A 17480-nucleotide genomic window follows, 5' to 3' on the forward strand; every position below is an offset into this window, starting at 1 on the left:
TTTGAAAAGTTCGTGTTATCATACCGCACCGGGTCTTTAGGACCCGGTTTTTTTGTGTTTGTGAAAGCCTAATTTATGTCGGATCAATTTCTGGAAAGTCTGATTGCTGGTTTTTGTCTTATGCTGGTTTTTGAAGGCGTGCTCCCTTTTTTGGCGCCGCAACAGTGGCGGGAGACGGTGACGCGCATAGCTCAGGCAAACGATGCTACGATCCGTAAGATTGGATTGGGGTCAATGATTGCAGGTGTGGTTCTTCTTTATTTTCTGGTCTGAACACCTGTGGATAATTACTTCTTAGAAAGAAGCGGGAAGTCGATTTATGACGATTGCAGATCGTTGGTTGTTGCCTGAAGGCGTGGAAGATATTCTTCCGCCGGCGGCAGAACGAATAGAAACATTACGATCGAATTTATTGGGGCTGTATCAGACTTGGGGTTTCGACCAAGTGATGCCGCCAATGATGGAATACATAGAATCTCTGTTGACCGGCGCCGGTCATGATCTGGACACTCAAACATTTAAAGTGACGGATCAGTTGAATGGTCGTCTGATGGGGATTCGGGCAGATATTACTCCTCAGGTTGCTCGTATTGATGCACACTCTCTGGCGCGAGAAGGCGTTTCACGCTTTTGTTATGCGGGCCAGGTGTTGCATACCAAAGCAGCCAATATCATGGACACCCGTAACCCGATTCAACTGGGTGCCGAACTCTATGGTCATGCCGGCGTTGAAAGCGACTTTGAAATTATTTCTTTAATGATCGAGTCATTGGGTGCTTCCGGTATTGATAATGTGACCTTGGATCTGGGTCATGTTGGTGTGTTTCGTCAGTTGATGATCAAGGCTGGCTTGGATAAAGATTTAGAAACTCAATTGTTTGATATTCTGGCACGCAAAGCTTTGCCGGAACTCGAACTTTTTGTGCCTGCTCACTTTAAAAATCAGTCGCTTGGTGAAGCGGTTCGTCAGATGGCTTATGTGTGTGGTGGCCCGGAAATCATACCAAGCATTCGGGAGCTGGTAGCGCCCCTTTCTGCGGACGCAGTGGAAGCGGTGGATGAACTGAATCAATTGGTCAGTCGCATTACTGCCCGTTATCCGAAAGTTAAATTGTACATGGATTTAAGTGAGCTGCGTGGTTATAACTACCATACGGGTATGGTGTTTGCAGCGTATAAAACGGGTGGCAGCCAGCCATTGGCATCGGGCGGCCGATACGATGAGACAGGTAAGGTGTTTGGGCGTGCGCGTCCGGCAACGGGTTTTAGCCTGAATTTACTGAAAGTCGCCGACGCGTCGGAACTGACGGTAGAAACTAGAAAGGTAATACTGGCACCGAATTCTGATGGTGAAGGCCTTTACGAATTTATTAAGCAATTACGATCAGATGGCCATCGAGTAATTCGACAGTTAGCTGATTCTGATGTTGAGAATAGCGATGCAGTTATTGACCAGAAAGATGGTCAGTGGTGCGTGGTTGATCGTAACGATTAAATTAATCTTTGTGTTTAGCGTGGTCTAGAGAAAGTAACTATGGGCAAAAATGTCGTGGTTCTAGGCACCCAGTGGGGTGACGAAGGAAAAGGTAAAATTGTTGATCTGTTGACTGAGCAGGCAGCGGCGGTTGTTCGCTTTCAGGGCGGTCATAACGCAGGCCATACCCTGGTGGTAAATGGCGAGAAAACGGTTTTGCACTTGATTCCTTCTGGTATCTTGCGTGAAAGTGTAACCTGCATGATCGGTAACGGGGTTGTTCTTTCGCCTGAGGCTTTGCTTAAGGAAATAGTGAAGTTAGAAGAGCAAGGTGTGCCTGTTCGTGATCGTTTGAAGATAAGCCCGGCGTGCCCGCTTATTCTTCCGTATCACGTTGCTTTGGATCAGGCTCGTGAACTGGCTCGTGGTAGCGAAAAAATCGGTACTACCGGTCGTGGTATCGGCCCGGCTTACGAAGACAAGGTGGCTCGTCGCGGTTTGCGTCTGGGTGATCTGCAAAACGAAGAAAAGTTTGCTGAAAAGTTAAAAGAAGTACTTGAATATCATAACTTTGTTTTAACGAACTACTACAAAGTTGATGCGTTGGACTTTGACACGGTTTTATCAGAAACATTGGAAATGGCGAAGCAGCTTACACCAATGATTGCTGATGTCACATGTTTGTTGCACGGCTTGCGAGAGTCTGGTGCTAAGATTATGTTTGAAGGTGCTCAGGGGTCTTTGCTTGATATCGACCATGGTACTTATCCGTTCGTAACGTCTTCAAATACAACGGCAGGTGGTACGGCAACCGGCAGTGGCTTTGGTCCTTTGTATCTGGATTACATTTTGGGCATTACTAAAGCTTATACCACACGCGTAGGTTCTGGTCCTTTCCCAACGGAATTGTTTGACGATGTAGGTGCTGGCCTGGCCGAACGTGGTCATGAATTTGGTTCAACCACGGGCCGCGCTCGTCGTTGTGGTTGGTTTGATGCCATTGCTTTGAAACACGCCATTCAGGTGAACAGTGTTTCAGGGATTTGTTTGACCAAGCTTGATGTGCTGGATGGCATGGACGAAGTGAAAGTGTGTGTTGGCTATACAAAAGCGGGCGCAGACTGCACTACTCCATTGCATGCGGACGATTATGAAGGTCTGGTGCCTGTGTACGAAACACTGCCTGGCTGGAGCGAATCGACCGTGGGTGTTAAGACACTGGAAGAATTGCCTGAGAATGCAAAAGCGTATATCGCATTTGTTGAGAAGGCCATCGGTGCGCCAATTGACATTATTTCAACGGGCCCAGACCGAAGCGAAACCATTGTTAAGCGAGATCCATTCGACGCTTAATGCGAAAAGGGGCTTCGGCCCCTTTTTTGTTTGTATTCATTTTATTCAATGTCCTTCCCTCAAGCATCCAGTAAACTGTATTAAACTCTAAGAAAAATAGCCTGATCGGGCGTAATAGGAAAATTATCTTGAAAGACCCTAATAGTCAGCGAGAAGCTGATAAATATGAGAATCCGGTACCTAGCCGGGAATTTATTACATCTTACCTGGAGCAAGCTGATAAGGCTTTGACTCATATGCAGCTGTGTTCCTCATTTGATATTTTCGATGATGAGCGCGTTGAGGCCATGCGTCGCCGATTGATTGCGATGACAAGAGATGGCCAATTAATTTGCGATCGGCAACAGCGCTATAAGCCGATTTCCGCGATCCCTACTTTTGATGGCGTTGTGATAGGCCATCGTGATGGTTATGGCTTTGTGAAGCCGGAAGACGGTTCCAGTGATCTGTACCTTCATGCCCGAGAAATGGGTAAGGTGTTTGATGGTGACTCAGTTCGAGTGATGGTCAGTGGTGTTGATCATAAAGGACGACGTGAAGCCCGAATTATTCAAGTGCTGAAGCGTAATACGCTTGAGTTAGTGGGCCGTTACTACGCCGATGGCAATGCCGGTTTTGTGGTGCCGGACAGCCGACGCATGTCTCAGGAAGTGTACATTGCCTCGGGTAATGCCGGTGAAGCATCAACAGGACAGTACGTGGTCGTTCAGATAGAGCGCCATCCTTCCCGCAAAGAAAAAGCGGCAGGCAAGATCATCAAAATTCTGGGCGACCACTTGGCGCCGGGGATGGAAATTGATGTCGCTTTGCATACCCATGACATTCCGAACGAGTGGCCCGCTGACGTGCTGGACGAGATTGCCGGTTTCAGTGAGCAAGTCTCGGATGATGCCAAGCGGCATCGGGTCGATTTGCGTGATTTACCTTTGGTGACGATTGATGGCGAAGACGCCAAAGATTTTGATGATGCGGTGTTCTGTGAGAAGAAAAAGGGCGGTGGCTGGCGGCTTTATGTGGCGATTGCCGATGTTTCGCATTATGTGAAGCTAAAAACCGGGCTGGATAAGGAAGCGCAGAACCGGGCAACGTCCGTGTATTTTCCCGGGCATGTGGTGCCTATGTTGCCAGAGGTGCTGTCGAACGGTTTGTGTTCGTTAAAGCCGTTGGTGGATCGTTTGGCGATGGTGTGTGAAATGACCATCAGTGCCGCAGGGCGCATGAGCGGATATACATTTTATGAGGCGGTGATTCAATCTCATGCTCGTTTAACTTATAACCGTGTTTCGGCCTTGCTTGAAAAACCAAGAACCAAAGAAGCGCAGCACTTTAAGAAAGAAGCGCCGCACTTGGTGCCGCATATTCAAGAGTTGTACGCACTCTATAAGCAATTGGTGGCTTGTCGTGAAGAACGCGGTGCAATGGATTTCGATACTACCGAGACCCGCATTATTTTTTCACCGGACCGAAAGATTGAGACTATTGTTCCTGTGGTTCGTAATGATGCCCACCGGATCATTGAAGAATGCATGCTGAGTGCGAACGTGGCGGCAGCGCGTTTTTTACGAAAACATAAGCTGGAAGGTTTATACCGGGTGCACGAAGGCCCGAAAGAAGAGCGCTTACTGAACCTGAAAGAATTTTTGTTTGAACGTGGTTTGAACTTGGGGGGCGGCGTAAAACCGACTCCGGGGGATTATTTGTTACTGGCCAAACAGATTGAGGAGCGCCCGGATAAACACCTGATTCAAACCATGATGTTGCGATCTCTCAGTCAGGCGGTGTATCAACCGGATAACCAAGGTCATTTTGGCTTGGCGTACCCAGAGTATACCCATTTTACTTCGCCGATTCGTCGTTACCCGGACTTGATGATTCATCGTGCGATTCGAAGCGCGGTTCGATCCGAAACCCCAGACATCGCGGCCAGTAAAAATATTAAGCAAGTTGAGGGGGCCGCATTTCTGAAGCGTGATGCCATTTACCCTTATGACATGCAGGCATTGTTGAATCTCGGTGAGCAGTGCTCGATGGCGGAGCGCCGCGCCGATGATGCCTCCCGCGATGTGATGGCTTTTTTGAAGTGTGAATACATGGAAGGCCATGTAGGGGATGTTTTCCCTGGCGTGGTGTCTGCGGTGACAGGTTTTGGTCTGTTTGTTGAGTTGACCGATGTATTTGTGGAAGGGCTGGTTCATGTCAGTAACTTAACTCGGGATTATTATGAGTTTGACGCTGCTCGGCACATGTTGGTGGGTGAACGCAGCGGTACCGCTTATGCTCTTGGCGACAGTGTTGAGGTTCGAATTGTTCGGGTTGATTTGGATGAGCGCAAAATTGATTTAGAATTAGTGGGTCACAAAGGGTCGGTCAAAGCACGCAGAGCCAAGAAAAAATACGCTTCCAAGGCGGAATCTTTAGGGCCGAAGAAGAAAGGTCGGCGTTCTGGTTCTGGCGTTAAGCGCAGAGCGGCAAGCACAGACTCTGACGCTAAAAAACCAAAGAAGAAGGTAAAGAAAAAATCCAGACGTTCTTCTTCTAAAACGAATGCAAAAAAGAAATAACGGAGTCGGTTTGACTTCGTTTGAACCAAGACGGTTAAGGTAGTAAACGTTCATGAGTGATGCGAATTACGTGTTTGGTATTAATGCAGTTTTTTCTTTGATGAAAAATAATGCAAAGCAAATTGGTACTTTATACGTGTTAACTGGCAAGCGTAATCAGCGTGTAAATGATTTAATGGACATTGCCAAAAACCTGAATATTCGGGTTGAGCGGGTGGGTGCCGAGTTTTTTGATCAGAAACAACTTGAAGGTGCTCATCAGGGGGTTTTGGTTGAAACGCAGCAAAACTACACCCAAGATGAATCTGCGCTGGATGTACTGCTGAATGATCTGGATGTGCCGCCGTTTCTGTTGGTGCTGGATGGTGTCACGGACCCGCACAACATTGGCGCCTGTTTACGAACGGCTGATGCAGCGGGTGTTCATGCGGTGATTGTGCCAAAAGACAAGTCCGGTACATTGAACGGTACGGCAATCAAGGTTGCCTGTGGTGCTGCTGAAAACACGCCTTTTATCGCAGTGACTAATCTGGCTCGATGCTTGCGAAAGTTACAAGAGCGCGGTATTTGGATTACCGGCACGGCAGGTGAAGCTAAAGCGTCCATCTATCAAACCGACTTAACGGGGCCGGTTGCAGTGGTGATGGGGGCTGAAGGCAAAGGCATGCGTCGTTTGACTCGAGAATGCTGTGATCAGCTTGCGTTTATGCCGATGGCTGGTGAAGTGAGCAGTTTGAATGTGTCGGTGGCCAGTGGTGTGATTTTGTTTGAAGCGGTCAGGCAGCGCTCATCGGTCTGATGGCTATGTGAAACTGAGACGTTGTTGGCAAAACGTCGTATGATGGCTTGCAATGTTTACATGATGTAACAGTATGGATATGGATCGTTATTACTAAGTGAGCTGTATGAAATCCGTTCGTAGTTGGTTGATGATAATTTTATTGTTGCCCGGTATTGGGGTTGCGAGTACGCAATTACCGAGCACCGGCGAACATGTTGCAGATGACCGTTTGTTAAGGCAGGCGGTTGCCCGGTATTTTGAGTTGACGGACGCGATCAGTGTTAAGCCCATTAAGAAGCGGGTGGGTTCTCTGATTAACCGTAAACTTAAGCAAAATAACTCGGGCGTGCGGCAATTGCACTATGACACGGTAAAGGCGGTCGTTGACGAGGAAGTCAACTTGCTGTCCGAAGATGCCTATTTCTTTGAAATATATTATCAGGCCTATATCAAGCATTTCTCACTTGAGGATATGCAAGAGATCAATCGTTTCTTTGCATCGGAGGCCGGAAAGAAGTTTATCTCAACACGCAGCGCCCTGCATAAAGACGTCAGCACATCCACCGTAAAAATGATTCATCACCTGGTAGATCGGATTGCACCTAAAGTTCAGCTCTCGCTGGCGAAGTCGGGGGTGCAGGTGAGTTTGGATTAACTGCCGATTACTCATCCCTGAGACCCATAAATATCTTGATTGTTTTCTGTGCAATCTTTAGAATGCCTGCCTCTTTCTGTAAATGTCAGCCAATTATTGGCCGTCATTTAAAAAGAATTATTATTCACTCCTTGCCTCACCTTAAATGTGGGAGGCTATGAACCCATAAGGAGCATTTATATGCGTCATTATGAAGTCGTTTTCCTGGTACACCCAGACCAAAGCGAACAAGTTCCAGCGATGATTGAACGTTACCGTTCAGCGATCGAAACTACTGGCGGTTCTATCCACCGTCTAGAAGACTGGGGTCGTCGTCAGTTAGCTTACCCAATCAACAAGATTCACAAAGCACACTATATTCTTATGAATATCGAGTGTGGTGATGAAGCGTTGGAAGAGCTAAACAACAACTTCCGTTACAACGATGCTGTACTTCGTAACATGGTTATCCGTCAAAAGGGCCCTGTAACTGAAGTATCTCCAATCAAAGCAGCAGACTCAAGAGAACGTCGTTCACGCGATGAGTCTCGTCCTGAAGCTAAGCCAGAAGCGGCTGCTCCAGTTGAAGAAGCTCCGGCTTCTGAAGAATCTGCAGAGTAATTGATTATTTAATAGGAGATTTACAATGGCTCGTTTTTTCCGTCGTAGAAAATTCTGTCGTTTTACAGCTGAAGGCGTAACTGAGATCGATTATAAAGATCTGGATACCCTAAAAGGCTATGTTACTGAAACTGGCAAAATCGTACCTAGCCGTATCACAGGTACAAAAGCTAAGTATCAGCGTCAATTAGCAACCGCTATTAAGCGTGCACGTTACGTGGCTTTATTGCCATACACTGACGCACACGAATAAGTTAGGAGGGACTCATGCTCTGGCTGGCTCGAACAGCTCTGTCTAGCCCGTTGCATGCAATCTCTTTGGCAGTTGGCTTTACCATACTGCCTTTATTGACTTGGCTAGGCGCTGCAATTGCAGCTTTGATTATGCTGGCCAAGGGCCCCAAAGACGGCGTCAGTTGTTTTGTGGCTGCTTTGATACCTTCAATTTATTTTGCAGTTGAAGGTGAAGGGCAGCGCGCGGACTTCATCTATCTTTCGCTCACCTGGCTGATCGCTGTGGTGCTTTGGTGGTCAAGATCATGGATATGGGTTTTAGGGGCTTTGGTGGTGGCAGGTGCGGCTCAGCATTTGTTATTTCCGGTGGTAACCGACCAGCAATTAACCTTATTGGTTAATGAGGTCGGAAAGTTACTGGAAGAGCTTGCAAAGCAGAATCCGGAAGCTGGCGTCTTTCAGGCCCCTGACCCGGTAATGTACTCGGGAATGATTCAGTTTGCCGTTATGTTCGGCGCTTTGATCAGCCTGATGTTTGCTCGCATGTTGCAAGCAGCCATCTATAACCCGGGCGGCTTTCAGAAAGAGTTTCACTCGATCCGATTGCCTTCATCATTTGTGTCTTTGTTGATTCTGGTGACGTTGCTTGTGGGTTTGACCGACGGCTCGTTGAACGGGCTGATCCCGATGATGATGTTACCTTTGGCGATTGCCGGAATATCCTTGGTCCATGGCAGTATTGGAATTAAAAAACTCGGTGGGAACTGGCTGGTACTCTTTTATATAAGTTTAGTACTGGTGGGTTCTCTAACTCTTTTATTGTTGGTGGTATTTGCGGTGTTGGACAGTGCTTTTGATTTTCGAAAGCGTCTGGCGAATAAAATAAATAGCGACTCACAATAATTACTTTTGAGGACAGCGAGATGGAAATTATTCTACTCGAACGTGTTGGTAAACTAGGTGACTTGGGCGATCAGGTTACTGTTAAAGCTGGTTACGGTCGTAACTTCCTTATCCCTTTCGGTAAGGCAGTTCCTGCAACTAAAGCAAACGTAGCAGATTTTGAAGCACGTCGTGCTGAGCTTGAAAAAGCCGCTGCTGAGAAATTGGCGACAGCTGAAGCTCGTGCAGAGAAGATCAGTGGCTTTACTTTGAACATCGAAGCAAAATCCGGTGACGAAGGTAAGTTGTTTGGTTCTATCGGTTTGCGTGATGTTTCTGATGCGCTAACTGAAGCAGGTATTGACGTTGCTAAAAGCGAAGTTCGTATGCCTGAAGGTCCTATTCGCAATATTGGCGAATATGAGATCGTTGCTCAGTTGCACAGCGACGTATCAGCTACTTTCAATGTAGTAGTTGTTGCTGAGTAATTCTTTCCTGTAAAGAATGAAACGCAGGGTGGTTTTCGAACTACCAGGAAAAGGCATCGGTGGTTTATACTGCCGGTGCCTTTTTTGTTGAGCAGTGATTGAAAAAAGACTATGGCTGAGACTGAAGATTTAGATTTTTTGAGAAAACCACCTTTTTCACTGGAAGCTGAGCAGTCTGTGCTGGGCGGCCTGATGCTGGATAATGAAGCATGGGATGGCGTGGCCGAAAAGCTGATGGAGCGCGATTTTTATCAAGGCTCACACAGGCAAATCTTCAGTGTGATGCAGCAGTTGGTGGTGAAGGAAAAGCCCATTGACTGGCTAACGCTCAGCAACGAATTGGAACGATTAGGTGAGTTGGATGAGGTTGGTGGTCAGGCTTATTTAGCCGAGTTGGCCCATAACACTCCAACCACCAGTAACATTCTGGCGTATTCTGACATTGTTCGTGAACGTTCGATTATTCGTCAGCTGTTGGGCGAGGTCTCAGATATTGCAGATCGTGCGTATCGCCCCGAAGGCGCCAGCAGTGATGAAATTTTGGATGATGCTGAAAGGCGTATCCTTCAAATTGCAGAGTCCAGAAACAAAAAAGACGACGGCCCACAACATATTAAGCCCGTTCTGAAAAAAACCCTCGATAATATTGAAGCTTTGGTGAAGCAGGGCGGAGACATCACCGGTGTCACTACTGGATTTACCGAACTGGACAAAATGACGTCCGGTATGCAGCCCTCTGACTTGTTGATTGTTGCAGCAAGACCTTCCATGGGTAAGACCACTTTTGCGATGAACCTGGTTGAAAATGCCTTGCTTAAAAGTAAGGAAGGTTGTCCTTGTCTGGTATTTAGTTTGGAGATGCCGTCCGAGCAGATTGTGATGAGGATGATCGCTTCGTTAGGCGGGATTAACCAAACTGATGTGCGTACCGGTAAGCTGGATGAAGAGGGCTGGAGCAAGCTCAGTGCTGCGGTCACAATGCTGAACGATAAGCCTTTGTTTATCGATGATACGGCGGGGATCACTCCCAATGAAATGAAGGCCAGGGCGCGCCGAATTCACCGTGAATGCCAAGATCAGGGTGGGGTTGGCATGATTATGGTCGATTACTTGCAGTTGATGCGAGTTCCGGGTTTCGAAAATAACCGAACTCAGGAGATTTCTGAGATCTCCCGTTCCCTGAAAGCCTTGGCAAAAGAATTACAGTGTCCTGTTGTTGCGCTTGCTCAGTTAAACCGTAGTTTGGAACAGCGACCGAATAAACGTCCGGTGAACTCGGACTTGCGTGAATCGGGTGCGATTGAGCAGGATGCGGACGTCATTATGTTTCTTTACCGTGACGCGGTCTACAACGAGGAATCTCCTCCGGAACGTGCCGAAGTCATCATTGGTAAGCAGCGTAATGGTCCGATTGGTTCTATGCCAATCCGTTTTGAGGGTGCTTTTTCTCGCTTTGTGGATGCGATGCCAGAAGAATATGACGCGTGGGCAAATGAAGAATAAACGTCTACTGTTCTAAGTGAAAGGTATGTGTTTTTTTGCCTTTTTATTTCCGGCGTACGCTTGTTTTCTCTAAAAAAGAGCAACAATTGATTTATTTGTGTATAATGCGCCCGCCTGTACAGGCCCCGTAGTTATTGGCTTTGCGGCTGATCTATCGTGGTGCGGAGTGTTTATTTATAGTGCACTTTTGACTTTGGAATTGTGATTGCCTGTACAGACGTGAGATTGGAATACGGTTGGAAAACGTATTTTGTGAAGTGTTTATTCTTTGTAGGGCGAAGGTAATGGCTGTAAAAACTGCAGATGTATTGTTAGTCGGTGGCGGAGTGATGAGCACAACGTTGGGTATGATGCTAAAGCAACTCGACCCATCGTTAAAAATTGTCATGGTTGAGCGCTTGGATCATGTTGCTCACGAAAGTACTGATGGTTGGAATAATGCAGGCACAGGCCATGCGGGTTATTGTGAATTAAACTACACGCCTCAAAACGCAGACGGCAGTGTAGAAATCGATCGTGCTTTATCCATCAATGCTGCGTTTGAATCGTCGTTGCAGCTGTGGTCATATCTTGTTAAAAATGATGCCTTACCGGCACCAACGAATTTTATTAACCCTGTGCCGCATTTGAGCTTTGTCTGGGGTGAAGACGATGTGAAGTTCTTGCGTGAGCGTTATAAGAAACTGAGTGCTCACCATTTGTTCGATGCGATGGAATACAGCGAAGATCCTGCGGTGTTAGCGGACTGGATGCCATTAGTGATGGCGGAGCGTGATGCTAGCCAACCGGTGGCTGCGACGCGCGTTAAACACGGTTCAGACGTAGACTTCGGTTCGTTGACTCGCAATATGGTCGAAGATTTACAAAAATCTGAAAACTTTGAATTGATGCTGAATAATTCGGTGACCAAAATCAAACAGCAAGAAGACGGTCGCTGGAGTGTTCGGGTAAAAGAAAAACACACCAAGATTGTAAAAACCATTGATGCCGGTTTTGTGTTCTTGGGCGCAGGCGGTGGTGCGTTGCCTTTGCTTCAGAAGTCCGGGATTCCTGAGCGTAAAGGTTATGGTGGCTTCCCGGTGAGTGGCCAGTGGTTGGTGTGTAAAAACCCTGAAATTGTTAAGAAGCACGGTTCTAAGGTGTATGGTAAGGCAGCAATTGGTGCGCCGCCGATGTCCGTACCTCATCTGGATACACGCATCATTAATGGTGAGCCAGCTCTGTTGTTTGGCCCGTTTGCAGGCTTCACTACTAAGTTCCTGAAAAAAGGTTCTAAGCTGGATCTGTTTGGTTCGGTCAAAGGCAATAACTTAAAGCCTATGATGTCGGTGGGTGCTAATAACATGGACTTGACCAAGTACTTGATTGGTGAAGTGTTCCAGTCTCAGAAGGAGCGTGTGGAAGCACTGCGAAACTTCCACCCGCAAGCGAAGGATGAGAACTGGACGTTGGCAAAAGCCGGTCAGCGCGTTCAGATCATTAAGAAAGATGAAAGCGGCAAGGGTAAGCTGGAATTCGGTACTGAATTGGTTGCTTCTGCGGACGGCAGTTTGGCGGCGTTATTGGGGGCTTCTCCGGGGGCTTCAACAGCCGTACAGGCGATGGTTGATGTGATTGAACGTTGCTTTAAAGATAAGATTGCTCAGCCGGAATGGCAGGCGAAAATGCAGGAAATGATCCCTGCTTACGGCAAGTCATTGATTGAGGATGGAGAACTGTTGAAAACCGTCCGTAAGGAAACGTTAGGCACCCTTGGCTTAGGCTAATTGTTTGCGGGTCTTTAGTTAAAAAAACCAGCGTTGAGCGCTGGTTTTTTTGTTTTTATCAGAAGCGTTAACTGTAGTTGTAAAACCCTTTCCCGCTCTTACGACCTAACCAGCCGCCACGAACGTACTTTCTCAATAGTGGGTGTGGGCGGTATTTGCTGTCGCCAAACTCATCCTGAAGCACTTCCATAATAGCCAGACATACGTCCAGGCCAATCAAGTCCGCTAAAGCCAGTGGCCCCATTGGGTGGTTGGCGCCCATTTTCATCGCAGCATCAATGTCTTCGGCACTGGCAACGCCTTCTGCAAGAATACCGATGCCTTCGTTAATCATAGGGATCAATATGCGGTTAACCACGAAGCCAGGCGCTTCGGCCACTTCAACCGGAGTTTTCTTCAGTTGTTCTGTGATGCCTTTGACGGTGTTAAAGGTCTCATCGGACGTGGCAATGCCTTTGATGATCTCAACCAGCTTCATGATGGGCGCTGGGTTGAAAAAGTGCATGCCGATCACCTGGTCCGGGCGGTTGGTGGCTGCAGCTACTTCGGTGATGGACAATGAAGAGGTGTTGGTTGCAAAGATGGTTGACGGGCCACAGACTTTATCAAGTTCGGCAAAAATGCTCTTTTTGATTTCCATATTCTCAACTGCAGCCTCAACAATCAGCGCTGCATCGGACGCCGCAGACAGTTCGGTAGTGCCTTCGATGTTCGCCATGATCTCGGAAGCTTGCTCAGCACTGATTTTCTCTTTGGCTACCAGGCGGTCAATGTTCTTTTGAATAAAAGAGACGCCGCGTTCTACAAATTCTGGTTTGATGTCTCTGAGTACTACCTGAAATCCGTTGCTTGCAAATGCTTGAGCAATGCTGGCTCCCATTGTGCCTGCACCGATAACGCAAATTTTAGTCATGATTGCCTCTGGAGTTGATAACTGTCGGAAAGCGCGCAGGTTACCAAGTGAGGCAGGTGGCTTCAAGTTATATACATCAGGAAAGCACTCAGATGCCTGAGTGCTTGAGCTGGCGCATCAGAGGCGATTATTGATCTTTTTAAAGAGGTCGATCAGCCCTTTGGTTGAGCTGTCCTGGCCGTTCGGCGTGTTGTCGCCGGTGATGATGTCGTAAATTTCTTGACCCAGTTCTTTGCCCAGTTCTACGCCCCACTGATCGAATGAGTTCACGTTCCAGATGACCCCTTGGGCGAATACTTTATGCTCGTACATCGCGACCAGGGCACCAATGGTTCGAGGCGTCGATTTTTCAAACAAAATGGTGTTGCTCGGTCGGTTGCCGGGAATCACTTTGTGTGGTGCGAGTTCTTCCACCTGCTCCGGTGTTTTTCCTTGGGCGGTCAGCTCTGCTTTGGCTTCTTCTAAGGTCTTGCCCTGCATTAATGCCTGGCTTTGGCTGAGGCAGTTCGACAATAGCAATGCGTGATGATCACCGATGTGGTTATGGGTTCTGAGTGGCATGATGAAATCTGCCGGTAAGAAATGCGTTCCCTGATGAAGCAGTTGGTGATACGCGTGCTGACCGTTAGCGCCGGCGCCGCCCCAGATAACAGGGCCTGTAGACCAGTCCACCGGATCGCCTGAGTGGGTGACGGACTTACCGTTACTTTCCATGTCGAGCTGCTGAATGTGTGCTGGCAGTGCTCTTAAATAGTGGTCATAAGGGAGAATGGCATGGGAATCCGCTTGAAAGAAATTGCTGTACCAAACGCCTAATAACGCCAATATGACCGGAATGTTCTGAGTGAACGGGGCCGTTCGGAAGTGCTCGTCCATTTCATGTGCACCAGAAAGTAAGGCTTTAAAGTTCTCGATGCCAATGGTCAGAGCGATGGGCAGGCCAATGGTTGACCAGAGCGAATAACGGCCTCCGACCCAATCCCACATCGGAAAAATGTTCTCTCTGGCGATGCCAAATTCAACGGCTTTTTTCTCGTTGGATGAGATGGCTACAAAGTGGCGGTGGATGTCATCTTGGTTGCCGCCATTGCGAAGAAACCAGTCTTTGGCCGAGCGGGCGTTCATGATGGTTTCCTGAGTGCCGAAAGACTTCGAGGCAATGATGAACAGCGTGGTTTCCGGTGACAGGTGCTTCAGTTCTTCGGTGATGTGGGTGCCATCGATGTTGGCCACATAATGCAGGTTCAGTCCGGCTTTCCAATACGGTTTCAGTGCGGCTGAAACCACTTTGGGGCCAAGGTAAGAACCGCCAATGCCTAAGTGCACTATGTCTGTGAAACGTTTGTTGGTGTAACCCCGTGCCTGTGCGCTGTGTATGGACCAAACGAATCGCTCCATTTGGTTCAGTGCTGCTTTGACTTCCGGCATGACATCTTCGCCGTCCACCATGAAGGGCGTGCCAGCCTGGTTCCTGAGGGCGACGTGCAGCGCCGGGCGTTCTTCCGAGTTGTTGATCTTCTCACCGGCGAACATAGATTGAATGGCAGCTGGCAAACCGGCTTGATTGGCCAGCTCTTCCAGTAGCTTAATGGTTTCATCGGTGATGAGGTTTTTGGAGTAGTCGAGGTAAATGTGCTCGCTTTGCAGAAAGAAGCGTTTGGCGCGGTCAGAATCTTTATTAAATTCATCGCGAAGATGCATTTTGCTTTGTTTTACTTGATGATCTTTCAGTTTTTGCCAAATCGGTAACTGACTCGGATAAGCTGATGAATACGGTAATTCTGACATGACATAAATCCCTGACGAAGTCGCTAATGTCGAAAAAGCTTTATTTTATCTGTATATGCTATGCAAAAAAAAGGCCTCAGTAAGAGGCCTTTTTAATTTGTTCGAAAGTTCCGATATTAGGCAACCTGAACAGGAATGGCATTGGCCGTATGGCTGATCTCGTTACCTTCTTTCAGGTACACCATAGATGGCTTGTGATTGGCGATTTCTGCATCGGTGTAGTTACCGTATGCACAAATGATCACGCGATCACCTGGCGAAGCTTTGTGAGCGGCTGCGCCGTTCATTGAAATAATGCCAGAGTTTTCTTCCCCACGGATGATGTACGTTGTGAAACGCTCACCATTGTCCAGATTGTAAATCTGGATTTGTTCGTACTCTCTCAGGCCTGTCAAATCGAGAAACTTGCTGTCGATTGCACAGGAGCCTTCATACTCTAATACTGCGTGGGTCACGCGGGCCTGATGAAGCTTAGCCTTTAACATTATGGATTGCATGGATTTAACTCCCCTCTACAGTATGTACCAGTTGTTCTGCGCCTCGCGCAACGAGCGAGGCAGTATGCCCGAAACCGATCTGCTGATCAATCTTTAAGCATGGCGGATTTGTCATATAAATCGCCTGATCGGATTAAGCGTTAATATCTGCATTGACGACAATGTTGTCAATTAATCTGGCTTTTCCTAAATAGGCCGCCGCCAGGATCACCAGTTGTTGATCCGATTTCAGTGCCGGTTCCAGAGTTTTGCCGTTGCAGATGTCAAAGTAGTCCGGTTGCAGGCCCGCTTGTTCCAGGAACTGATTGGCTCTGGCTTCAATGCCTTTGATGTCGGCCTGGCCCTCAAGAATGGCCTCTTTGGCCTGAGACAGCGCTTTGTACAGGTTTGGCGCAATCTTGAGCTCTTCTGGCGTTAGGTAGCCGTTGCGGGAACTCAATGCCAAGCCTGATTTGGCCCGGGCGGTATCGGCACCAATGATTTTAACTGGCAAGCATAAGTCTTCGACCATTTTTCGGATGACCATCAGTTGCTGGTAATCTTTGTTGCCAAATACGGCGAAGTCCGGCTGTACGATGTTCAACAGTTTGCAAACAATGGTCGCCACTCCACGGAAATGGCCTGGGCGACTGGCACCACAGTAAACGTCCGAAATATTGGGCACTTCGACAATGGTGTGATTTTCCTGCCCGACCGGGTAGATTTCTTCCACTCTTGGGCGGAACAGGAAATCGACGGAACCGGTTTCTATTAATTGGGCTTCATCTTCTGCGGGGGTGCTTGGGTAAGACTCAAGGTCTTCATGTGCTCCGAATTGCAGAGGGTTCACAAAGATGCTTGCGACCACACAGTCAGCTTTTTCTGCGGCTTTATGAATCAGGCTGATGTGGCCTTCGTGAAGGTTGCCCATAGTAGGAACAAAGCTGATTCGCTCTTTGTCAAAGCGACGCATGTGGAGTTCTTTACGAAGTTCTTGAATGCTATGAATGATTTTCATACAAAAATATCTTGGTTACACGAAAAGAGTTTAAGGCAGATTGAAGAGCGGCACTGTGACCGCTCGGTCAAGTTATTTGAAGGTATGTTCTTCTGAAGGAAAGGCGCCGGACTTTACATCTGTAATGTAGTTCTCAATGGCGGCAGAGATGCTGCTGTTGCCTTCCAGGAAGTTTTTCACGAATTTAGGGCGATGACCGCTGGTAACGCCAAGCATGTCATGAATCACCAATACCTGGCCGTCCGTTTTGTTGCCAGCACCAATGCCGATGACCGGAATATCGACGGACTGAGTGATTTTCTCAGCGAGGTGAGCCGGGACGCATTCCAGTAAAATAACGTCTGCGCCTGCGATTGCCAGAGCAATGGCGTCACTTACCATCTTGTTGGCTTGATCATCAAGGCGACCTTGTACTTTATAACCGCCCATTTTGTTGACGGTTTGTGGGGTCAAACCCAAATGTGCACAGGTTGGTATGCCTCGTTCGCTCAACAAACGAATGGTTTCACACAGCCAGTCGCCACCTTCCAGCTTCACCATGTGTGCACCGGACTGCATGAGTGCAGCAGCACTTTCCATGGCCTGAGCAGGTGTCGCGTAAGACATGAACGGCATATCTGCCATTAGCAACGCGCCTTGATTGCCGTTGCTCACACATTGAGTGTGGTACGTCATGTCTTCCAGTGTGACGGGTAGTGTACTGTCATTGCCCTGAAGCACCATGCCGAGAGAGTCACCTATTAGGATAACCTCTACACCAGTACTGCTGACTACCTGTGCAAATGTGGCATCGTAAGAAGTTAAGCAAGTAAACTTCTCGCCCGATTGTTTCATCTCTTTCAGTGTGTTGACTGTCACTGCCATGACATCTAAGACCCTGCTGTTTAAGAAGTGCGCATGTTATCACACCAAAAAAGATAGTTAAGTGTTAATAGAGCCTTTTTTGTGGTTTTTCTGCTTCGGATTCGTTTGATGAAGGGGGAAGTAC

General features: G+C 47.8%; 17 protein-coding genes. 12 read left to right on the top strand and 5 right to left on the bottom strand.

Annotated features, from left to right (window positions below; genetic code table 11):
- Positions 1 to 75: 75 nt before the first annotated feature.
- The 12 genes from ABD744_RS12475 to mqo all read left to right on the top strand — a co-directional run bounded on the left by ABD744_RS12475 (position 76) and on the right by mqo (position 12297).
- A complete protein-coding gene (locus tag ABD744_RS12475; RefSeq protein WP_344798835.1) occupies positions 76 to 273 on the top strand; it encodes a DUF2065 domain-containing protein in 198 nt (65 codons plus the stop codon).
- A gap of 46 nt (positions 274 to 319) precedes the next feature.
- On the top strand, positions 320 to 1495 hold the full coding sequence (locus ABD744_RS12480; RefSeq protein ID WP_344798836.1) for an ATP phosphoribosyltransferase regulatory subunit: 1176 nt from the start codon (positions 320 to 322) through the stop codon (positions 1493 to 1495).
- A gap of 39 nt (positions 1496 to 1534) precedes the next feature.
- Positions 1535 to 2827, top strand: a complete 1293-nt coding sequence (locus ABD744_RS12485; protein ID WP_344798837.1) for an adenylosuccinate synthase — start codon at positions 1535 to 1537, stop codon at positions 2825 to 2827.
- A 128-nt stretch (positions 2828 to 2955) separates the two neighbouring features.
- Positions 2956 to 5388, top strand: coding sequence for a ribonuclease R (gene rnr, locus ABD744_RS12490; protein WP_344798838.1), 2433 nt, complete (start codon positions 2956 to 2958; stop codon positions 5386 to 5388).
- Between the two features lie 52 nt (positions 5389 to 5440).
- Positions 5441 to 6187, top strand: a complete 747-nt coding sequence (gene rlmB, locus ABD744_RS12495; RefSeq protein WP_344798839.1) for a 23S rRNA (guanosine(2251)-2'-O)-methyltransferase RlmB — start codon at positions 5441 to 5443, stop codon at positions 6185 to 6187.
- Between the two features lie 106 nt (positions 6188 to 6293).
- Positions 6294 to 6824 carry a DUF2059 domain-containing protein gene (locus tag ABD744_RS12500; protein ID WP_344798840.1) on the top strand — a complete coding sequence of 177 codons (531 nt, stop codon included), beginning with the start codon at positions 6294 to 6296 and terminating at the stop codon, positions 6822 to 6824.
- 180 nt (positions 6825 to 7004) lie between these two features.
- Positions 7005 to 7424 carry a 30S ribosomal protein S6 gene (gene rpsF / locus ABD744_RS12505; protein WP_344798841.1) on the top strand — a complete coding sequence of 140 codons (420 nt, stop codon included), beginning with the start codon at positions 7005 to 7007 and terminating at the stop codon, positions 7422 to 7424.
- A 25-nt stretch (positions 7425 to 7449) separates the two neighbouring features.
- Positions 7450 to 7677: a 30S ribosomal protein S18 gene (rpsR, locus tag ABD744_RS12510; RefSeq protein WP_344798842.1), complete on the top strand. Its 228-nt coding sequence runs from the start codon at positions 7450 to 7452 to the stop codon at positions 7675 to 7677.
- Positions 7678 to 7691: 14 nt separating this feature from the next.
- Complete coding sequence (locus tag ABD744_RS12515; RefSeq protein ID WP_344798843.1) at positions 7692 to 8561, top strand: hypothetical protein; 870 nt, start codon at positions 7692 to 7694, stop codon at positions 8559 to 8561.
- A 20-nt stretch (positions 8562 to 8581) separates the two neighbouring features.
- A complete protein-coding gene (gene rplI, locus ABD744_RS12520; protein ID WP_344798844.1) occupies positions 8582 to 9028 on the top strand; it encodes a 50S ribosomal protein L9 in 447 nt (148 codons plus the stop codon).
- A gap of 111 nt (positions 9029 to 9139) precedes the next feature.
- The gene (dnaB, locus tag ABD744_RS12525; RefSeq protein WP_344798845.1) at positions 9140 to 10531 is read left to right on the top strand and encodes a replicative DNA helicase; all 1392 of its coding nucleotides are present in this window, start codon (positions 9140 to 9142) and stop codon (positions 10529 to 10531) included.
- 257 nt (positions 10532 to 10788) lie between these two features.
- A complete protein-coding gene (gene mqo, locus ABD744_RS12530; RefSeq protein ID WP_344799619.1) occupies positions 10789 to 12297 on the top strand; it encodes a malate dehydrogenase (quinone) in 1509 nt (502 codons plus the stop codon).
- Between the two features lie 67 nt (positions 12298 to 12364).
- Here the strand turns inward: mqo and ABD744_RS12535 are convergent, their stop codons facing one another.
- The 5 genes from ABD744_RS12535 to panB form a co-directional block, all read right to left on the bottom strand.
- Complete coding sequence (locus tag ABD744_RS12535; RefSeq protein ID WP_344798846.1) at positions 12365 to 13210, bottom strand: 3-hydroxybutyryl-CoA dehydrogenase; 846 nt, start codon at positions 13208 to 13210, stop codon at positions 12365 to 12367.
- A gap of 117 nt (positions 13211 to 13327) precedes the next feature.
- Positions 13328 to 14998, bottom strand: coding sequence for a glucose-6-phosphate isomerase (pgi, locus tag ABD744_RS12540; protein WP_344798847.1), 1671 nt, complete (start codon positions 14996 to 14998; stop codon positions 13328 to 13330).
- Between the two features lie 116 nt (positions 14999 to 15114).
- Positions 15115 to 15495 carry an aspartate 1-decarboxylase gene (gene panD, locus ABD744_RS12545; protein WP_344798848.1) on the bottom strand — a complete coding sequence of 127 codons (381 nt, stop codon included), beginning with the start codon at positions 15493 to 15495 and terminating at the stop codon, positions 15115 to 15117.
- Between the two features lie 133 nt (positions 15496 to 15628).
- Entirely contained in the window at positions 15629 to 16492 is an 864-nt protein-coding gene (panC, locus tag ABD744_RS12550; RefSeq protein WP_344798849.1) for a pantoate--beta-alanine ligase, read from the bottom strand.
- Between the two features lie 72 nt (positions 16493 to 16564).
- Complete coding sequence (gene panB, locus ABD744_RS12555; protein WP_344798850.1) at positions 16565 to 17356, bottom strand: 3-methyl-2-oxobutanoate hydroxymethyltransferase; 792 nt, start codon at positions 17354 to 17356, stop codon at positions 16565 to 16567.
- Positions 17357 to 17480: the final 124 nt, after the last annotated feature.

The sequence above is a fragment of the Litoribacillus peritrichatus genome, assembly GCF_039537985.1.
Classification (GTDB): domain Bacteria; phylum Pseudomonadota; class Gammaproteobacteria; order Pseudomonadales; family Litoribrevibacteraceae; genus Litoribacillus; species Litoribacillus peritrichatus.